Genomic DNA, 16,715 nt, shown 5'->3' with positions numbered 1-16,715 from the left:
GGCAGATCACAGGGCCACCACGACGGTCTTGGTGGCTGTCACGGCATCGAGTGCCTCATAACCTTTTTCGCGGCCGTATCCGGACTTCTTGAAGCCGCCGAACGGGAGCTCGACGCCGCCGCCGGCGCCGTAGGTGTTGACGTACACCTGCCCGGCGACCACATCGGCGGCAAGTCGGTGGGCCCGGGACACGTCCCGCGTCCACAACGCAGCCAGCAACCCGTACTCGGTTCCGTTGGCCAGCGCGACCGCCTCCTGTTCGTCGTGAAAGCTGTTGACGGTCAGTACCGGGCCGAAGATCTCCTGCTGGGCGATCGGCGAGGCGGGATCGACGCCGTCGATCACGGTGGGGGCGAAGTAGGCGCCGTCGCCGAGTTCCCGGTCCTGCGGGGGTGCGCCGCCGCACAAGATCTCACCGGTGGCGTTGCCCGACACCAGATCGGTCACCCGCTGCTGCTGCTTTCGGGAGATCAGCGGACCCAGATTGCGATCGGCGATCCCGGGTCCGATGCTGACCTGCCGGAACCGGTCGAGCACCAGCTCAAGGAGCTCGTCGTGCACGGTCGTCTCGACGAGCAATCGCGATCCCGCCGAACACGTCTGCCCGGCGTTCTGCAGGATCGCCCTCGTGATGAAGTCGGCCGCGCGGGGCAGGTCGGCATCGGCGAAGACGATCTGTGGGGATTTCCCGCCGAGTTCCAGCACCACCGGAACCACCCGGTCTGCGGCGGCGCGGGCGATCTCGGAGCCGACGCGGGTCGACCCGACGAATCCGATGGCATCCACCCCGGGGTGTGCGGCCAGTGCGGCGCCGGCCTCGGCGCCGATCCCGGTGACCACGTTGACGATCCCGGCAGGCAGTCCCACCTCGACGGCGAGGCGGGCGAACTCGACTGCGGTGCGGGGTGTTTCATCGGCGGGTTTGAGCACCACGGTGTTACCCGCGGCGATCGCCGGTGCCACCGCACGGGCCAGCAGCTGCATCGGGTAGTTCCAGGCGATGATGTGGCCCGTGACGCCCAACGGCTCGCGCCGGGTGTAGACGTGCAGATCCTCGGTCAGTGGGATGGTCTGGCCGTAGTAGCTGTCGATCGCATGGGCGTAGAAACGGAAATACCGTGCGGCCACGGCGATGTCCGTGCGGGCCTGGCTCAGCGGTTTGCCGGTGTCCTCACATTCCAGCAGCGCCAGCCGCTCCCGGTGGCCGTCGATGACGTCGGCGATCGCACCGAGTGCGTCGGAGCGCTGTGCGGGCGCGGTCTTGCGCCACGCGCCGAACACCCGGTGCGCCGCGGTGACCGCCCGGTCGATCTCGTCGGCGCCGCCGCGTGCCACCGTCCCGATCGATCGGCCCGTCGCGGGATCGATGTTGTCGTACTGCTGCGCCGAGGGCACCGATGCGCCGTCGATGAATGATTGGGTCATCGCGGTCGTACCCCGTCGAGGAACAGCCGTACCAAGATCCGCATGCGTTTCTCCAGGTCGTCAGGATCCCAGGTCACGCCCCAGAGGGCGCCGGTGGCGGGTCCGCCGACGACCATGCTCAGGAACGCACCTCCCACCACGGCAGGGTCGTCGATCTCGATGATTCCGGCCTCGGCGTGGCGGGCGAGGACCTCGGCGATGAAGGTCAGCGCCGGCACGGTGCCCTGGTCATATACGAGCCGGAACAGGCGTGGGAAGCGGTTGCCTTCCGCGTTGAGGATGCGCTGCAACGCGACGCCGGCCGGGCTGGTGATGCCCGCCAGTCGGATCCGGCCGATGGCGAGCAGGGTTTCCTCCAGATCGTCGGTCTCGACGGCACGCAGCGTCTCGATCGGGACCAGCCACCGGTCCACCGCACGTTGCACCGAGGCCTCGAACAGAGCGGCCTTGTCGGGGTAGAGGCCGTAGATGGTGCGCTTGGCCATGCCGGCGGCGGTCGCGATGCCGTCGATGGTGGCGCGCTCGAATCCATTCTCCAGAAACACTTCCAGCGCGCAGTCGAGCAACTCGACGTGGCGCTGCGCGGCCTGCTCCCGGGTGGGGCGGCCCACTTGACGAATTCGGTCCACGGCGTCACAGTAGCAGTAATGAAACGCACTAGGTGCTATTAATCGGGAGTTCTCCCAATTCCGTCAGGAGTCGCCATGACCGCAGTCGACCAACTCCTCGCCCTGCAGACCGCGCCGGATCGCTACGACATCGCACCCGCCGACGTGCGGCAGCTGCAGATCGACGCCGTCAACGAGCGGTTTGCCGTGCATGCCGATCAGATCCCGTTGCTGCGCAACCGCTCTCAGTCTGCGGACATCACCAAGGTGGTCGAGATCCAGGATCTGGTGCCGCTGCTGTTCGCCCACGGCGCCTACAAGAGCTACGCCCAGAACTGGCTGACCGACGGTCGATGGGACCGAATGGCCAAATGGGTGGGCACCGTCTCCACGTGTGATCCGGCGGGAGTCGACGTCGGCGGGGTCGCCGGTCTCGACGACTTCGTGACCCGGATGGAGTCCGTCGGCTGCTATCTGACCTGCTCCAGCGGCACCACCGGAAAGCCGGCCATGATCGCCTGCTCGGAGTCCGACCTCGACGTCGCCTCACGGGCCAATGTCACCGGATTGACCTGGGCCACCGGCATACCGGCCGACGGCACCCGCAAGCTGTTCGGCCTGGGGCCGCGCACCAACGTCGAGCGCAACGAACGCACCCGGATCGCGCTCGTCGAGGCGTTCTCTACCGAGGCCGACACCTATCAGCTGCCCGTCGACCCCATCTCGGTCGGCTCCATCATGGGCATGATCGACCTACGCCGCCGCATTGCCGACGGCACGGCCGGCCCCTCGGAGATCGCCGCGTTCGAGACCACCAGTGCCGGCCGGCAGAGCGCGATGGACACCGCCACCGCCGGTGCGGTCGATGAGCTGATCACCAGTCGGGAACGGCAACTCTTGCTGACCGGAATGTTCGCCTCTCTGTACCAGGTGGCTCAGGGGGTCCGGGCAAAAGGATTCTCCGGCAACGACTTCCGTGATGACACCGCGCTGCTGGTGGCCGGCGGGCTCAAAGGCGCCGCGCTGCCACCGGACTACCGGGAGTTCATCTTCGACACCTTCAACATCGCCGACGAGCGGGTGTACCACTTCTACACGATGCAGGAACTGAACACCCCATTCCCGAAATGCCGGGCCGGGCGCTACCACGTGCCGCCATGGGTGCTGCTGCTGCCACTCGACGAGCCGGGCGAGAACCTCGTCGACATCGCATCCGGACCGGTGCAGGCGCGCGGCGCATTCTTCGACCTGTCACTGGACGGCCGCTGGGGCGGGGTCATTTCCGGGGACCGCATCGACGCCGACTTCGGAGCCTGCGAGTGCGGTCATCAAGGTCCGACCGTCGGGCCGGACATCACCCGCTACGCCGATCTGGGTGGCGACAAGATCACCTGCTCGGGCACCATCGACGCCTACGTGCGGGGTGAGGCATGAGCCCGCTGAACGCCCCGTTCGTGATTCGCGGTGAGCTCGTCGAGAGTGACGCGGTCCGGCACACCTCCCGCGACCTGGGCATCGACTTCGTCACGCCGGCAATCGATCTGGATGCCCTGATCACGCCCCGCACGCAACTGCCGCCACTGCTGGACGTGCCGCTGGCCGAGATCGTCGACTTCCTCGTCGAGACCGGCGAGCGCCTGGCACTCGACGACAACCCGTACCTGCAGCGCTGCCTGGATCTGGTGGCCGAGACCAATCCGCTGCCGCGCCGGGTGGTGGAGAACCTGTACCGCACCGCTCCGGAGTTGCTGCGCCGCGACAGCCTGTGGGCACAGGTCGAATCGAACTTCGCCGACCCGGCGGTGCTCGACGGCTGGGTGAGCCGGACGGATGCGGCCGGCAACATCGGTGCGATCCGGGCCTTCACGCCCCGCATGGTGCACATGCTGGCCGGCAATGCCCCGGCGGGCTGTATCGCCTCGATCGCCCAGGGCGCTCTGGTCAAGGCGGTCAACCTGTTCAAGATGCCGTCCTCGGACCCGTTCACCACCGTCGCGGTATTACGGACCATGGCCGAGATCGACGCCGATCATCCTGTGGTGCAGTCGATGTCGGCGGTGTACTGGGCCGGCGGTGACGAGGCGATCGAGCGCACCATCTACCGCCCGCAGTACTTCGACAAGATCGTGGCGTGGGGCGGTGGACCGGCCATCAACAACGTCATCCGCTACCTGGGGCCGGGAATTCAGCTGGTGTCGTTCGACCCCAAGAGCTCCATCTCGATGATCGGCCGTGAGGTGTTCGCCTCCGATGAGGTGCTGGCCGAGGTGGCCGAGCGGGTCGCCGCCGACACCTGCGTGTTCAACCAGGAGGCGTGTCTGGCGAGTCGATTCGTCTTCCTGGAGACCACCGATCCGGCCGAGGCCCGGCGGTTCTGCGCCGCGCTCTGGCCGCGACTGGGCGCCGACCGGTTGTTCGGGTCGGCCGTGGCGCCGTTGCCGCCCACCGACATCCGCGACGAGATCGAGGTGATGGGCGCGATGGGTGACGAACTCGAGGTGTTCGGCCGCTTCGACGGGCGCGGAATGGTGCTGCTTTCGGATACGCCGGTGGACTTCCATCCGTCGAACAAGGTCTCCAACGTGGTCATGGTGGCCTCGCTCGATGACGCGATCCGCCACGTCAACGTCGCGACCCAGACCATCGGTGTCTACCCCTATGAGCGCAAGGCCCAGCTGCGCGATGCGCTTGCCGGCGCGGGTGGTCAGCGGGTGTGCCGGGTGGGCACCGCCAATGGTCACGTGGTCGGTGGGCCACACGACGCGATGTACCCGTTGGCCCGGTTCGTGCACTGGATGGGTGACGACGACATTCTCACCGCTGACGCCAACGCGGCGCTGCCAATTGGTGCCGGGTAGCGCCACCTCAGCGGCGTACGCTGCCTCCATGTCTGCCTCGTCGCCAGCGTCAGTCCGGCGGCGGCCGGGTGTGGTCGAGTCGGTGATCAGTTGGGCAGTCTGGGCGGCGAACGGTCTGGCTGCCGTGTTGCTGACGTTCGCCGCGATCTTCCCGTTGGGGTTCAGTGGGGCGTTTCCCGATCAAGCCGATGAGGCCGGCAACCTGTTCGTCTGGGTTGTGCTCACCTGGGCGACCGTTGTGCTCGCGCCGATCGGCATGGCGGTCGGGCATTGGCGGCATTGGCACATCTGGTTCTGGCCGGTGCTGTGCACTGCCGCGGCGGCGAGAACGTTCGCGTTGCTGCAGGGACTGTAGGCGTCGTATCGAGTGCGGTGGGACCGGCCACGTAGACTGGAGGGCCGGAGTTTTAACCGGAAAAGGGGCGTACCTGCATGAGCGGCCATTCCAAGTGGGCCACCACCAAGCACAAGAAGGCCGTCATCGATGCCAAGCGCGGCAAGATGTTCGCCAAGCTGATCAAAAACATCGAGGTCGCGGCACGTGTCGGCGGGGGAGACCCGTCCGGTAACCCCACCCTCTACGACGCCATCCAGAAGGCGAAGAAGAGCTCGGTGCCCAACGACAACATCGAACGCGCCCGCAAGCGCGGCGGTGGTGAAGAGGCGGGTGGCGCCGACTGGCAGAACATCACCTACGAGGGTTACGGCCCCAACGGTGTGGCGGTGCTCATCGAGTGCCTCACCGACAACCGCAACCGCGCGGCCGGCGAGGTGCGGGTCGCGATGACCCGCAACGGCGGCAACATGGCGGACCCGGGCTCGGTGGCCTACCTCTTCTCCCGCAAGGGCGTGGTAACGCTGGAGAAGAACGGTCTGACCGAGGACGACGTGCTGATGGCCGTCCTGGAGGCCGGTGCCGAAGAGGTCAACGACCTCGGCGACGCCTTCGAGATCATCTCCGAGCCCACCGACCTGGTTGCGGTGCGCACCGCGCTGCAGGACGCCGGCATCGACTACGACTCGGCCGAGGCCAGCTTCCAGCCCTCGGTGAGTGTGCCCGTCGACCTCGAGGGCGCCCGTAAGGTGCTCAAGCTCGTCGATGCGCTGGAGGACAGCGACGACGTGCAGGACGTGTACACCAACATCGACATCCCCGACGATGTCGCTGCGCAGCTCGACGAGGAGTAGCCACTGCCCGAGCCGCCCCCGTTCAGCCCGACCGTCGGGTTGCTCACTGTCAGCCGAGTCTGGGAATCCGCGTTCACCGACGCGCTGAAACCCCTCGGACTGACCACCCGCAAGTACGGGCTGCTGGGGCATGTTCGGGGTAATCCGGGCATCTCGTTCAGTGAACTCGCGCGACGTTCGCGCATCACCGTGCAGAGTGCACACGCCGCGGTGGCATCGTTCGTCGAGGCGGGCCTGGTCGACGACGCGACGGCGCAAGCCGGTGCCGCGTCGACACTGCAGGTCACGGCAAAAGGCGCGGCACTGTTGGACCGGGCCGCCGAGGTAGTGACCACACTCGATGCGCAGTTCGCCGCCGAACACCCCGAACTCACCGAAGCGCTCCGCGCGTATATGACTCGGATCATGTCGGGTTCCCTCTAGCCTTCAGTTAGCCTGAAGGTTATGAGCTTCCGGCACTACCTTCGCCGGCCCCCGGCCGTCAGCGCCGCCGAGGCGGTCCGCCTCGTCGAGGAGGGCGCACTGGTCATCGATGTCCGCCGCGCGTTCGAGTGGAATCGGGTCCACATCCCGGCTGCGGTGCACATGCCGCTCGAGGAACTGCCCGAGCGTTGCCTGGACCTCCCTGACGACCGCCTGCTCATCACCTTCTGTACCGGCGGAATCCGGTCGGCAGGTGCGGCGAACCTGTTGGTGGAGAACGGTTTCGAGGCCGTCAACATGAGCGGTGGCCTGATCCACTGGCGTGCGGCGGGTGGACCGCTGACCGGGTGACGGTCAGTGCAGCGCCGCGTCGATGGGCGTCGACCCGGAAATCGCCTCGAAGGTCCGGCCTGCGGTCTCCGGCTCGTGCAGCACGGCGAGGAGCACCTGCGCGACGTCCTCACGGGGGATGCTGCCGCGTCCGGTGGATTCGGCGACCGTGACATTCCCGGTCCCGGCATCGTCGGTGAGTCCGCCCGGCCGCACGATCGTGGTGCGTAGGCCCGCGCGGGCCCGCACGTCGGCATCGGCTTCGGACTTGGCCCGCATATAGGCGCGGAACACTTCGTCATAGTTCTCGTCGAGCGAGCGATCGTCGGCCGCAAGCGCCGACACCATCACGTAGCGGCTCACGCCCGCGGCCTCGGCGGCATCGGCCAGCAGAATCGCGGCATCCCGGTCGACCGTCTGTTTGCGGCCCGCGCCGCTGCCCGGCCCCGCGCCCGCCGCGAACACCACGGCATCGGCGCCGCGCACGGCGTCGGCCACGTCGTCGACCGATGCACTCTCCAGGTCCAACACGACCGGGGTCGCCCCGGCCGCCTCCAGGTCCGCCGACTGGGCCGGGTTGCGGATGAGCCCGACTACCTCGTCCCCTCGTGCGGCCAGCAGCCGTTCGAGGATCAGGGCGATCTTTCCGTGTCCGCCCGCAATGACCACGCGCATTTCCGTACCTCCCACCGACACGGTAGCCGCGGCGCGCTCATCGGGTCAGGAAGCGGCCGATCTCCTCGGCGGTCCGTTCGGGTTGATCGAGCATGATCAGCACCCGGGCGTCCTCGATCTGGCGTAGCTGCCCATCGGGCAGCAGGTCGGCCAGTCGTCGCCCGTGCGCGGGTGGCATCACGGTGTTGTCGCTCCACAACACCAGAGCCGGGCCGGTGAAATCGGCGAGTGCGTTGGTGGCCCGGATCAACTCCGCCTTGTCGAATCGGCTGCGGCAGTAGCTGATCAGGTCGCGGCGGATCCGCCGGTCGGCCAGTGCGGCGTCGGTCCAGCCCTCGAAAATATGCTGGGGGATCGGCTTTTTCGACATCTCGCCCCACAGCATCGGTTGCCGGCGCAGCCACTCGATGCGCATCTGGCGCAGCGCGAAGGAGACGGTGCCGGTGGTGCGGCTGGCGAGCCACAGAACCTTGGCGTAGGGCGCCGGTGGGAAGTTGTCGAACGCCTCCGACGGGCAGATCACCAGCCGTGCCACCCGTTTGTCGCGTCCGGTGTCGGTGAGGAACAGCGGTCCGCCCCAGTCGCTGACGATCAGCGTGACGTCCGCCAGATCCAGGGCATCGAGGAAATCGGCGACGATGCCGAGCATCCCGTCCATCCTGAGATCCGCGTCCTCGCGCATCGGGATGCGGTGTCCACCCATCGGGAGTACCGGGAGCAGATATCGGAACCCCTCGGGTAGCAACGGCAGCGTCGTCGTCCACTGCGTGTCGTTCATCAAGAGTCCGTGCAGCAGCACCACCGGCGGGCCGGACGGATCCCCCTCTTCGCGATATTCGATGGTCCCCGCGGGCAGTTCCACTGATTTCATGGCGACCTTCCTGGCATTAGAACGTTGATTCTAGAATTTATGCTCTAGTGTGTCTGCAGGAGGTTCAGATGGCAAGGTCCACGCGGGAGACGATCCTGACCGCCACGGCCGAGCTGATGCGGCACAAGGGTTATGCGGCGGTCGGCATGAAGGACATCGTCGCGGCCTCCGGCGCCCCGATCGGGTCGCTCTATCACCATTTCCGGGGCGGCAAGCTGCAGATCGCCCGCGAGGCCCTGGTCGATGCGGGGACCGCCTACGGGCTGCTCATTCCGACCATCGTCGACGAGTACGACGACCTGGGCCGTGCGGTCGAGGGGGTGTTCAGCCAAGCCGCGGAGGACATGGCAGCCAGCGGTTACGCGAACATGTGCCCGGTCGGCACGGTGGCGGCCGAAACCTCCGACACGGTCGAGGAGTTGCGGGTCGTCGCGGCCGGGATTTTCACCGCATGGCTCGACGGTGGCGCCGCCTACTTCGCCCAGCGCGGCGTGGATCCGACGATGGCGCGTGACGTCACGATGGCAATCGTCGCCGCACTCGAAGGCGCGTTCATCCTGGCGCGCACGCTGCGTGACGTCGAACCACTGCTGGCTGCCGGCCGCGCACTCGCCCCGCAGTATCGGGGGCTCGCGCTGGGGGCGCGAGTGTTGACCGATACGGCGAATTGACCGCACGGCGCCCCTCGTTCACACGGTTACGGTGATCTCGAACGTTTGTGGGTGCGCAGGAGGACGGGGTCATGCAGTTGGTCAACGGGGCGGTGACCGACCCGCACGGGGTCGGTTGGACGGTGCGACGCAAGTGGATGTACGTCCCGGATACGTCGGGGGACTCCGACGGTGTGGTCGGGGCGATCTTCGCCATTGTCTGGCTGCTGGTTCTCCTGGCCTGGCCGTTCTGGTTCGCGGCGAAGTTCCTCGGGGTGTCGTGGACGATCGTGATCGAGCGGGCCGGCCGGGAAGTCGGCACCGAACGCGTCAGGGGTTGGCGGGCATCGGGGCGACGAATCGACCAGATCCGCCAGAGCATCCTCGGGGCCGACGTCTCGCACTACCGGTGACTGGCGTGTCCCTGCCACGCCCCGCCGACCCGGCCCGCTAGGCTATCGAACAGGTGTTCTGACGAAGGGGTTCGTGTGCGGGTGATGGGAGTGGATCCCGGGTTGACGCGCTGCGGCCTGTCCGTGGTCGAGAGCGGCAAGGGCCGGCAGGTCACCGCCCTCGATGTGGATGTGGTCCGCACCCCGGCCGACGCACCGCTGCAGAAGCGGCTGCTGGAGATCAGCAACGTTGCCGAGTACTGGATGGACACCCACCGCCCCGACGTGATCGCGATCGAGCGCGTCTTCGCCCAACAGAACGTGTCCACCGTGATGGGCACCGCCCAGGCCGGCGGAGTGATCGCCCTGGCCGCGGCCCGGCGCGACATCGAGGTGCACTTTCACACCCCCTCAGAGGTCAAGGCGGCGGTCACCGGAAACGGTCGTGCCGACAAGGCTCAGGTCACCGAGATGATCACCAGAATTCTTGCGCTGCAAGCCAAGCCGTCCCCAGCGGACGCCGCCGACGCGCTGGCCCTTGCCATCTGCCACTGCTGGCGCGCCCCGATGATCGAGCGCATGGCCGCCGCCGAGGCCATGGCGGCCGAACAACGCCGCAAGTACCAGGCCAGGTTGAAGGCCACCGCGAAGGCGGCCCGGGCATGATCGCCTCGGTGCGCGGCGAGGTCATCGACATCGCCCTCGACCATGCCGTGATCGAAGCCGCCGGTGTCGGCTACAAGGTGATGGCCACGCCCTCGACGCTGGCCAACCTGCGCCGTGGCACCGAATCACGGCTGATCACCGCGATGATCGTGCGCGAGGATTCGATGACGCTGTACGGGTTCGCCGATGGCGATGCCCGCGACCTGTTCCTGACGCTGCTCGGCGTCTCCGGCGTCGGCCCCAAGATCGCGTTGGCGACACTGGCTGTCTATGACCCCCAGGCCCTGCGGCAGGCGCTGGCCGACGGCGATGTGACGGCGCTGACCCGGGTTCCCGGTATCGGCAAGCGCGGCGCCGAACGCATGGTGCTGGAGCTGCGGGACAAGATCGGTCCGGTCACTCCGGGGGCCATCGGTGGGGCGATCGGCCACGCGGTGCGGGCTCCGGTGGTGGAAGCCCTTGTCGGACTTGGCTTTGCCGCCAAACAGGCCGAGGAGGCCACCGACAAGGTGCTGGCCAACGATCCCGAGGCCACCACGGCGTCCGCGCTGCGGGCCGCGCTGTCCATGTTGGGTAAGAAGTAATGGGCCGTTTCGACGACACCGAGGAACCTGATGAGCGGGAGGTCTCGCCGGCGCTGACGGTCGGTGAGGGCGACGTCGACGCCAGCCTGCGCCCGCGCTCCCTCGGAGAGTTCATCGGTCAGCCGCGGGTACGGGAGCAGCTACAGCTGGTCCTCGAGGGCGCCAAGAATCGCGGTGGCACACCGGATCACATCCTGCTGTCCGGTCCGCCCGGGCTGGGCAAGACCTCGCTGGCGATGATCATCGCGGCCGAGCTGGGCTCCTCGCTGCGGCTCACCTCGGGCCCCGCGCTGGAGCGCGCCGGTGACCTGGCGGCGATGCTGTCCAACCTCGTCGAGCACGACGTGCTGTTCATCGACGAGATCCACCGCATCGCCCGGCCGGCCGAGGAAATGCTGTACCTGGCGATGGAGGACTTCCGCGTCGACGTGGTGGTGGGCAAAGGCCCTGGTGCCACGTCGATCCCGCTCGAGGTCGCACCCTTCACGTTGGTGGGGGCCACCACCCGGTCCGGGGCGCTGACCGGCCCCCTGCGGGACCGCTTCGGGTTCACCGCGCACATGGACTTCTACGAGCCGGTCGAACTCGAGCGGGTACTGGCCCGGTCGGCCGGCATCCTCGGCATCGAGTTGGGTCGCGAGGCCGGCACCGAGATCGCCCGGCGCTCCCGCGGTACACCGCGTATCGCCAACCGACTGCTGCGCCGGGTCCGGGATTACGCCGAGGTTCGCGCCGACGGGGTGATCACCCGCGACATCGCGAAGGCTGCGCTGGAGGTCTACGACGTCGACGAGCTCGGGTTGGATCGCCTGGATCGTGCAGTGCTGTCGGCGCTCACTCGTAGTTTCGGCGGTGGCCCGGTCGGGGTGTCGACGCTGGCGGTGGCCGTCGGCGAGGAGGCCACCACCGTCGAGGAAGTCTGCGAACCCTTCCTGGTGCGCGCCGGGATGGTGGCCCGCACCCCGCGAGGTCGGGTGGCCACGCCGCTGGCGTGGACTCATCTGGGTATGCAACCGCCGGTTACCGGACTGGGGCAGCCCGGCCTGTTTGAATAGACCGCATGGTCATCGCCGGTCTGGTGTTCGCCGCGCTCGCCGCGGTCCTGCATATCTACATCTTTGTGATGGAGTCGCTGACCTGGACTTCACCGCGTACCCGCGCCACCTTCGGCATCAGCGAGGAGGAGGCGCAGGCCACCAAGGAGCTCGCCTTCAACCAGGGCTTCTACAACCTGTTCCTCGCGATCGTCACGGTGATCGGGATCGTCGCGGTTGGCTTGGGGCACAACGCGGTTGGTGCCGCGCTGGTGTTCGCCGGCGTCGGGTCGATGCTGGCGGCGGCCGTCGTGCTGCTCACCAGCTCGCCGGACAAGGCGCGCGCCGCGGTAACCCAAGGTGCCTTCCCGCTGATCGCTGTCGTGTTGCTGGTGATCGGCCTGGTCTAGGCCGGCACCAGAGGCACCCCGCCGGAGCATGAGCATTTGACCCTCACGCGGCGTGAGGCACCAGTCTGTTCAACATGACGCAGGAGTTGCCGGTGGGCGAGCTCACCGTGGGCCAGGTGGCCGAGCGATTTGGCATCACGGTCCGGACACTTCATCACTACGACGAGATCGGGTTGTTGACCCCGACCCGGCGTGGCGCCTCGGGATACCGGGTGTACACATCGTCAGACCTGACGCGACTGTCCCAGATCATCGTCTACCGCCGGCTCGAGTTCACTCTTGATGAGATCGCGATGCTGCTGGACGAGGGTGATGAGGTCAGTCACCTGGTCCGTCAGCGCGAACGCGTCATGACCCGCCTCGACGAGATGAAGGACCTCGTCGAGGCCATCGACCAGGCATTGGAGAAGGCAATGACGAACACCCCCATGACCGATGACGATATGCGCGAACTCTTCGGCGAGGACTTCGACGACTATCAGGCGGAGGTCGAACAGAAGTGGGGCGAGACGGCGGAGTGGAAGGAGTCGCAGCGTCGAACGAAGGCTTACGGCAAGGACGAGTGGATCCAGATCAAAGCCGAAGGAGAAGCCGTCGAGCAGGCCCTGTCCGACGCGTTCCGCAACGGATTACCCGCCGACTCCGACGCGGCAATGGATGCAGCCGAGCGGCATCGGCTCCACGTGAACCGCTGGTTCTATGACTGCCCGAGCGAGTTCCACCGCAAGTTGGGAGACCTGTACGTGAGCGATCCAGCATACGTCGCAAAGTACGACGAATCCTTCGCGCTTCCGGGCTTGGCGGCATTCTGTCGCGACGCGATTCATGCGAATGCGGACCGAGCTGATCGCTGACGCGACACAGCTTCCGCGGCCGCCCTAGATACTGATTGGCCGCGGTCCTGGATAAGGACCGCGGCCGCTCAGGGGATTCTTCCCTTGTGGGGAAGTCTATTTACAGCAATCCGAGCAGCTTCAGATCGCTGATGTACTTCACGATGACCTCGCGGGTGACATGCGGGATGTCCTTGTCCGGGCCGATCTTCGCGTCCTGCACGGCGGCACGGAACACATCGGTCGGTGCCATCGCGCCGTGCACCGGCATGCCGGGCTGCTGGTAGTTGTGCAGCAGCGGCAGCAGCGAGGCCTGACGTTGCTTGTCGGGCAACGCCCGCAACGTGGTCTCGAAGCGGGACAACCACTCTTGGTAGTCCTCGACACGCTGGATCGGGTAGCCGGCCTCGACGAGCCAGTCGACGAACTCGTCCATGCCGAGGCCGTCATCGTGCGGGTTCATCACGTGGTAGGTCTCGAAGCCGTCCTGGACATGGGCGCCCAGGGTGGAGATGGCCTCGGCGATGAACTCGACGGGCAGGCCGTCGTAGTGCGAGCGCTGGCGGTTGCCGTCCGCGTCGAGCTGGTTGAAGGACTTCGGCGCGACACCGGTCGCGACGAGGCTGAACATCATGCGGGTGAACATGTCCGGAAGGTTCAACTGTCCGGCATAGGTGGTGTCGGCCAGGATCATGTCGCAGCGGAACACCGTCACCGGCAGGCCGGCCAGATCGTGGGCTTCCCGCAGCAGGACCTCACCGGCCCACTTGCTGTTGCCGTACCCGTTGGCGTAGCCGTCGTCGACGCTTCGGGTCGCGCTGATCTCGCGGATATCGGTATCCTCCACGAACTTCCCTGGCGCGATGCCGCCGCCCACGCCGATCGTCGACACGTACGCGAACGGCTTGATCCGCGTGGTGAGCGCGATCCGGATGAGCTCGGCAGTGCCAAGTGCGTTGGGGCCGAACAGTTCGCTGTAGGGCAGCACGTGGTTGACCAGCGCGGCCGGGTCGACGATGAAGTCGACGGTGTCGGCCAGGCGCTGCCAGGTCGCCGGGTCGAGACCCAGGTCGGCCTCGCCCTTGTCGCCGGCGATCACTTCGAGATGGTCGGCGGCCAGATCCTGATAGTGGGCAAGCAGTTTCGGGTCCCCGCTGTCGAACGTCTTGTCGAGGCGCGCGCGGGCTTCCTCGTCAGACTTGGCGCGCACCAGGCAGATGACCTTGCCGTCGACCAGATCCATGCGCTCCAGCCACTCCAGGGCTAGGTAACGACCCAGGAAACCGGTTGCGCCGGTGAGTAGTACGGTGCGGATCTCGCTGACCGGACCGGGCAGGCCCGGTGCGGCGGCCAACGTCGCGGCGTCGATGAACTTGTCCAGTGTCAGATCGGACGCGTGGACCTCGGTCGCGTTGCGACCGTGCACCGAGGTGAAGGTCGGCCGCAAATTGGTACCGGAGCGCTGAGCCTCGATGTACTCGGCGATGGTCCGAAGGTCCGATGCCGGGCTGACGATGGCCGACACGGGCACCTCGACGTCGAAGATCTCCTGGAGCAGGTTTCCGAAGGTCAACGCGGACAGCGAATCCCCGCCCAGATCGGTGAAGTGGGCTTCGGGTGCGAGATCGGTTGTCGCGGCACCCAACAGGGCCCCGGCGGCCCGGCTCACGGTGTCGAGCACGGGAGCCTGAGCGCCGTTGCGCCGCAGCTCGCTCAGCTCATTGGCCTGTCCTTCGGCCAGTTCGGTGTACAGCTCCTCCAAACGCTCGCCGTAGTGACTCTTCAGGTTGGGACGGGCCAGCTTGCGGATACCGGTCAGCAGACCGTTCTCCAGGCTGAACGGTGTGGTCTCTACAAGAAAATCCCGAGGAACCTCGTAACTTTGCAACCCGGCGGTGCGGGCCGCTTCCTGAAGCGAATCGCCGATCGCCTGCTTCGAGGCGGTGGGATCGGTGGGCACCACGACGGCCAGCAGATACGAGCGGGCGCTGTTGCCGTAGATGAAGATCTGGCGCACCAGCGGGCTGTCCCCGAAGACCGCCTCCAGCTTGGACACGGTGACGAACTCGCCCTGCGAAAGCTTCAGGACGTTGTTGCGCCGGTCGAGGTACTCGACGTGATCGGGGCCGAGTTCGGCCACGATGTCGCCGGTGCGGTAATAGCCGTCCTCGTCGAACATCTCGGCAGTGATCTCCGGACGCTTGTAGTAGCCGGGAAACATCTGCTCGGACTTCACCAGGAGCTCACCGCGCGGATGGGGCTGGTCGGTGCGGAAGTAGCCCAGATCTGGGACGTCGACCAGCTTGTAGTCGATCACCGGCGGACGCTGGATGTACCCGTCGACGAAGACCGAGCCGGCCTCGGTCGAGCCGTAGCCCTCCAACAGGTGCATGTCGAGCAGGCGCTCGACCCACGTCTTCATCTCGGCCGAGATCGGCGCGGAGCCGGTCATCGCGGAGACGAACCGCCCGCCCAGAAGGTCCTCACGGACCTCGGCGAGCACCCGGTCTTCGACGGCGGACTCGTCGCCCGCGGAGCGGTCGCGACGGCTCTGGTACTCCTGGAACAGCATGTCCCAGATCCGCGGCACGAAGCTGAGCTGCGTGGGCCGCACCAGGGCGAGATCGTCCAGGAAGGTCGACAGGTCGCTGCGCGCGGCGAAATAGGCGGTGCCGCCCGAGCTCAGCGTGCCGATCAGGATGCCGCGGCCCATGACGTGGCTCATCGGCATGAAGTTGAGGGTGATCGCGGGCAGGGCGGCCTGGTTTTCGTCCCAAGTGGCCTTGGTGGCGATCTGCCACATGTTGGCGACCTTGCTCTCCGGGTACATGGCGCCCTTGGGGGTGCCGGTGCTGCCGGAGGTGTAGATCAGCATGGCCAGCGGGTCGGCGTGGCCAGAGACGTACAGCGGCGCGTCGGCCAGCGACCGGCCACGGTCCAGGACGTCGGCCAGCGGCTCGACGACAACATCGGTGCCGGTGAGCGCGGACTTGGCGGCCTCGAAGGATTCGCGCTGCTCGTCGACCTGGGGCCGGTAGTCGAAGACCACCAGGCGCCGGGGCGCGGGTCCGGAGCGCACCAATTCGACTGCGTCGTCGAGGAAATCGATGCTCGCCGCGATCACGGCCGGTTCGGTCTCGGCGACGATGGGGCGCAGGGTGGTGACCGGGGCGCTGGTCTGCAGTGGCACGGACACGGCGCCGAGCTCGATCAGCGCGGTATCGATGGTGGTGTAGTCCACGCTCGTGAAGCCGAGGATGGCGACGCGGTCGCCGGGCTTCACGGGGTGGTTGTGCCAGGCGTTGGTCACCGCTTGGACGCGGTCGCCCAACTGGCGGTAGGTGATGGTTTCAAAACGGGGGAGCAGCTGGGCCGACGTGCGGCCAGCGGCGTCGGTGACGAACTCGACGGCGCGCTGCCCGAGGGCGGGGCGGTCGGCGTATCCGGCGAAGATGCCTTTGACGACGGCGGGTAACCGCAGCTCAGGCTGGGCGACGGCGGCGTTGACGGCGTCGCTGGGGCGGGCGTCGGCAAACTGGGCGTCGGTGTCATACAGGCGTGCGATGCGGCGTTGCAGCCGGTCCTCGCGTGTTTCGGTGGTCATATCAGTCCCCTGAGCAAATCAAAATAACTATGGTCGGCACGTTTGCCGCGCCTACTAATTACTACGTTAGTAAAACTAATTATATTTCGAGATGCCAGTCCGACGGCTGCGAGATGCGTCACGCCGACGTGCGCCCGCCCCACCGCGATGTGGGACGGGCGCAC

At 67.0% G+C, this 16,715-nt stretch carries 18 protein-coding genes; 13 read left to right on the top strand and 5 right to left on the bottom strand.

Going from position 1 to position 16,715, the window contains the following annotated elements:
- Positions 1-6: 6 nt before the first annotated feature.
- Both AB0876_RS13065 and AB0876_RS13060 read right to left on the bottom strand, forming a co-directional pair.
- Positions 7-1,425: an aldehyde dehydrogenase family protein gene (locus AB0876_RS13065; protein WP_526042158.1), complete on the bottom strand. Its 1,419-nt coding sequence runs from the start codon at positions 1,423-1,425 to the stop codon at positions 7-9.
- A complete protein-coding gene (locus tag AB0876_RS13060; RefSeq protein WP_526042157.1) occupies positions 1,422-2,054 on the bottom strand; it encodes a TetR/AcrR family transcriptional regulator in 633 nt (210 codons plus the stop codon). Before AB0876_RS13060 ends, AB0876_RS13065 begins: the two co-directional genes overlap by 4 nt.
- 75 nt (positions 2,055-2,129) lie before the next feature.
- Here AB0876_RS13060 and AB0876_RS13055 point away from each other — a divergent pair, with 75 nt between their 5' ends.
- The 6 genes from AB0876_RS13055 to AB0876_RS13030 all read left to right on the top strand — a co-directional run bounded on the left by AB0876_RS13055 (position 2,130) and on the right by AB0876_RS13030 (position 6,853).
- A complete protein-coding gene (locus tag AB0876_RS13055; protein WP_491838931.1) occupies positions 2,130-3,467 on the top strand; it encodes a long-chain-fatty-acid--protein ligase in 1,338 nt (445 codons plus the stop codon).
- Positions 3,464-4,891: an acyl-CoA reductase gene (locus AB0876_RS13050; RefSeq protein WP_526042156.1), complete on the top strand. Its 1,428-nt coding sequence runs from the start codon at positions 3,464-3,466 to the stop codon at positions 4,889-4,891. The genes AB0876_RS13055 and AB0876_RS13050 overlap by 4 nt, the downstream gene beginning before the upstream one ends.
- A gap of 28 nt (positions 4,892-4,919) precedes the next feature.
- Positions 4,920-5,246, top strand: coding sequence for a hypothetical protein (locus tag AB0876_RS13045; protein WP_526042155.1), 327 nt, complete (start codon positions 4,920-4,922; stop codon positions 5,244-5,246).
- A 77-nt stretch (positions 5,247-5,323) separates the two neighbouring features.
- The gene (locus tag AB0876_RS13040; protein WP_064886608.1) at positions 5,324-6,079 is read left to right on the top strand and encodes a YebC/PmpR family DNA-binding transcriptional regulator; all 756 of its coding nucleotides are present in this window, start codon (positions 5,324-5,326) and stop codon (positions 6,077-6,079) included.
- Positions 6,080-6,082: 3 nt separating this feature from the next.
- Positions 6,083-6,502: a MarR family winged helix-turn-helix transcriptional regulator gene (locus AB0876_RS13035; RefSeq protein WP_526042345.1), complete on the top strand. Its 420-nt coding sequence runs from the start codon at positions 6,083-6,085 to the stop codon at positions 6,500-6,502.
- A 21-nt stretch (positions 6,503-6,523) separates the two neighbouring features.
- Positions 6,524-6,853 (top strand): rhodanese-like domain-containing protein, encoded by a 330-nt coding sequence (locus tag AB0876_RS13030; RefSeq protein WP_491838934.1) that lies wholly within the window; start codon positions 6,524-6,526, stop codon positions 6,851-6,853.
- Between the two features lie 3 nt (positions 6,854-6,856).
- Here the strand turns inward: AB0876_RS13030 and AB0876_RS13025 are convergent, their stop codons facing one another.
- Together AB0876_RS13025 and AB0876_RS13020 are read right to left on the bottom strand one after the other, a co-directional pair.
- Complete coding sequence (locus AB0876_RS13025; RefSeq protein ID WP_491838935.1) at positions 6,857-7,507, bottom strand: SDR family oxidoreductase; 651 nt, start codon at positions 7,505-7,507, stop codon at positions 6,857-6,859.
- Between the two features lie 37 nt (positions 7,508-7,544).
- Positions 7,545-8,378: an alpha/beta fold hydrolase gene (locus AB0876_RS13020; RefSeq protein ID WP_491838936.1), complete on the bottom strand. Its 834-nt coding sequence runs from the start codon at positions 8,376-8,378 to the stop codon at positions 7,545-7,547.
- A 68-nt stretch (positions 8,379-8,446) separates the two neighbouring features.
- On the opposite strand from AB0876_RS13020, the gene AB0876_RS13015 reads away from it, so the two are divergent.
- The 7 genes from AB0876_RS13015 (at position 8,447) to AB0876_RS12985 (ending at position 12,968) form a co-directional block, all read left to right on the top strand.
- Entirely contained in the window at positions 8,447-9,049 is a 603-nt protein-coding gene (locus tag AB0876_RS13015; protein WP_526042154.1) for a TetR/AcrR family transcriptional regulator, read from the top strand.
- Positions 9,050-9,120: 71 nt separating this feature from the next.
- Positions 9,121-9,441: a hypothetical protein gene (locus AB0876_RS13010; RefSeq protein ID WP_491838938.1), complete on the top strand. Its 321-nt coding sequence runs from the start codon at positions 9,121-9,123 to the stop codon at positions 9,439-9,441.
- A 75-nt stretch (positions 9,442-9,516) separates the two neighbouring features.
- Positions 9,517-10,086, top strand: coding sequence for a crossover junction endodeoxyribonuclease RuvC (gene ruvC, locus AB0876_RS13005; protein ID WP_064929840.1), 570 nt, complete (start codon positions 9,517-9,519; stop codon positions 10,084-10,086).
- A complete protein-coding gene (gene ruvA / locus AB0876_RS13000) occupies positions 10,083-10,670 on the top strand; it encodes a Holliday junction branch migration protein RuvA (RefSeq protein WP_491838939.1) in 588 nt (195 codons plus the stop codon). Before ruvC ends, ruvA begins: the two co-directional genes overlap by 4 nt.
- Positions 10,670-11,725: a Holliday junction branch migration DNA helicase RuvB gene (gene ruvB, locus AB0876_RS12995; protein ID WP_491838940.1), complete on the top strand. Its 1,056-nt coding sequence runs from the start codon at positions 10,670-10,672 to the stop codon at positions 11,723-11,725. Before ruvA ends, ruvB begins: the two co-directional genes overlap by 1 nt.
- Positions 11,726-11,730: 5 nt before the next feature.
- Complete coding sequence (locus tag AB0876_RS12990; RefSeq protein ID WP_491838941.1) at positions 11,731-12,114, top strand: DUF1304 domain-containing protein; 384 nt, start codon at positions 11,731-11,733, stop codon at positions 12,112-12,114.
- Between the two features lie 74 nt (positions 12,115-12,188).
- Positions 12,189-12,968: a MerR family transcriptional regulator gene (locus AB0876_RS12985; protein WP_491838942.1), complete on the top strand. Its 780-nt coding sequence runs from the start codon at positions 12,189-12,191 to the stop codon at positions 12,966-12,968.
- 100 nt (positions 12,969-13,068) lie between these two features.
- Here the strand turns inward: AB0876_RS12985 and car are convergent, their stop codons facing one another.
- Positions 13,069-16,551 (bottom strand): carboxylic acid reductase, encoded by a 3,483-nt coding sequence (gene car, locus AB0876_RS12980; protein WP_526042153.1) that lies wholly within the window; start codon positions 16,549-16,551, stop codon positions 13,069-13,071.
- Positions 16,552-16,715: the final 164 nt, after the last annotated feature.

Origin of the sequence: Mycobacterium sp. NPDC049093 (assembly GCF_040704635.1) — a bacterium.
Classification (GTDB): domain Bacteria; phylum Actinomycetota; class Actinomycetes; order Mycobacteriales; family Mycobacteriaceae; genus Mycobacterium.
The sequence above is the reverse complement of the archived record's forward strand: the minus strand, read 5'-3'. Positions and strand labels throughout refer to the sequence as shown.

Excerpts from the sequence above, each read along its gene's own strand:
- AB0876_RS13065 (WP_526042158.1), bottom strand. The coding sequence starts at position 1,425 with ATGACCCAATCATTCATCGACGGCGCATCGGTGCCCTCGGCGCAGCAG.
- ruvA (WP_491838939.1), top strand. The coding sequence starts at position 10,083 with ATGATCGCCTCGGTGCGCGGCGAGGTCATCGACATCGCCCTCGACCAT.
- AB0876_RS13055 (WP_491838931.1), top strand. The coding sequence starts at position 2,130 with ATGACCGCAGTCGACCAACTCCTCGCCCTGCAGACCGCGCCGGATCGC.
- AB0876_RS13030 (WP_491838934.1), top strand. The coding sequence starts at position 6,524 with ATGAGCTTCCGGCACTACCTTCGCCGGCCCCCGGCCGTCAGCGCCGCC.
- ruvB (WP_491838940.1), top strand. The coding sequence starts at position 10,670 with ATGGGCCGTTTCGACGACACCGAGGAACCTGATGAGCGGGAGGTCTCG.
- AB0876_RS13050 (WP_526042156.1), top strand. The coding sequence starts at position 3,464 with ATGAGCCCGCTGAACGCCCCGTTCGTGATTCGCGGTGAGCTCGTCGAG.
- AB0876_RS13045 (WP_526042155.1), top strand. The coding sequence starts at position 4,920 with ATGTCTGCCTCGTCGCCAGCGTCAGTCCGGCGGCGGCCGGGTGTGGTC.
- AB0876_RS13040 (WP_064886608.1), top strand. The coding sequence starts at position 5,324 with ATGAGCGGCCATTCCAAGTGGGCCACCACCAAGCACAAGAAGGCCGTC.
- AB0876_RS13020 (WP_491838936.1), bottom strand. The coding sequence starts at position 8,378 with ATGAAATCAGTGGAACTGCCCGCGGGGACCATCGAATATCGCGAAGAG.
- car (WP_526042153.1), bottom strand. The coding sequence starts at position 16,551 with ATGACCACCGAAACACGCGAGGACCGGCTGCAACGCCGCATCGCACGC.
- AB0876_RS12990 (WP_491838941.1), top strand. The coding sequence starts at position 11,731 with ATGGTCATCGCCGGTCTGGTGTTCGCCGCGCTCGCCGCGGTCCTGCAT.
- AB0876_RS12985 (WP_491838942.1), top strand. The coding sequence starts at position 12,189 with ATGACGCAGGAGTTGCCGGTGGGCGAGCTCACCGTGGGCCAGGTGGCC.
- AB0876_RS13025 (WP_491838935.1), bottom strand. The coding sequence starts at position 7,507 with ATGCGCGTGGTCATTGCGGGCGGACACGGAAAGATCGCCCTGATCCTC.
- AB0876_RS13015 (WP_526042154.1), top strand. The coding sequence starts at position 8,447 with ATGGCAAGGTCCACGCGGGAGACGATCCTGACCGCCACGGCCGAGCTG.
- AB0876_RS13010 (WP_491838938.1), top strand. The coding sequence starts at position 9,121 with ATGCAGTTGGTCAACGGGGCGGTGACCGACCCGCACGGGGTCGGTTGG.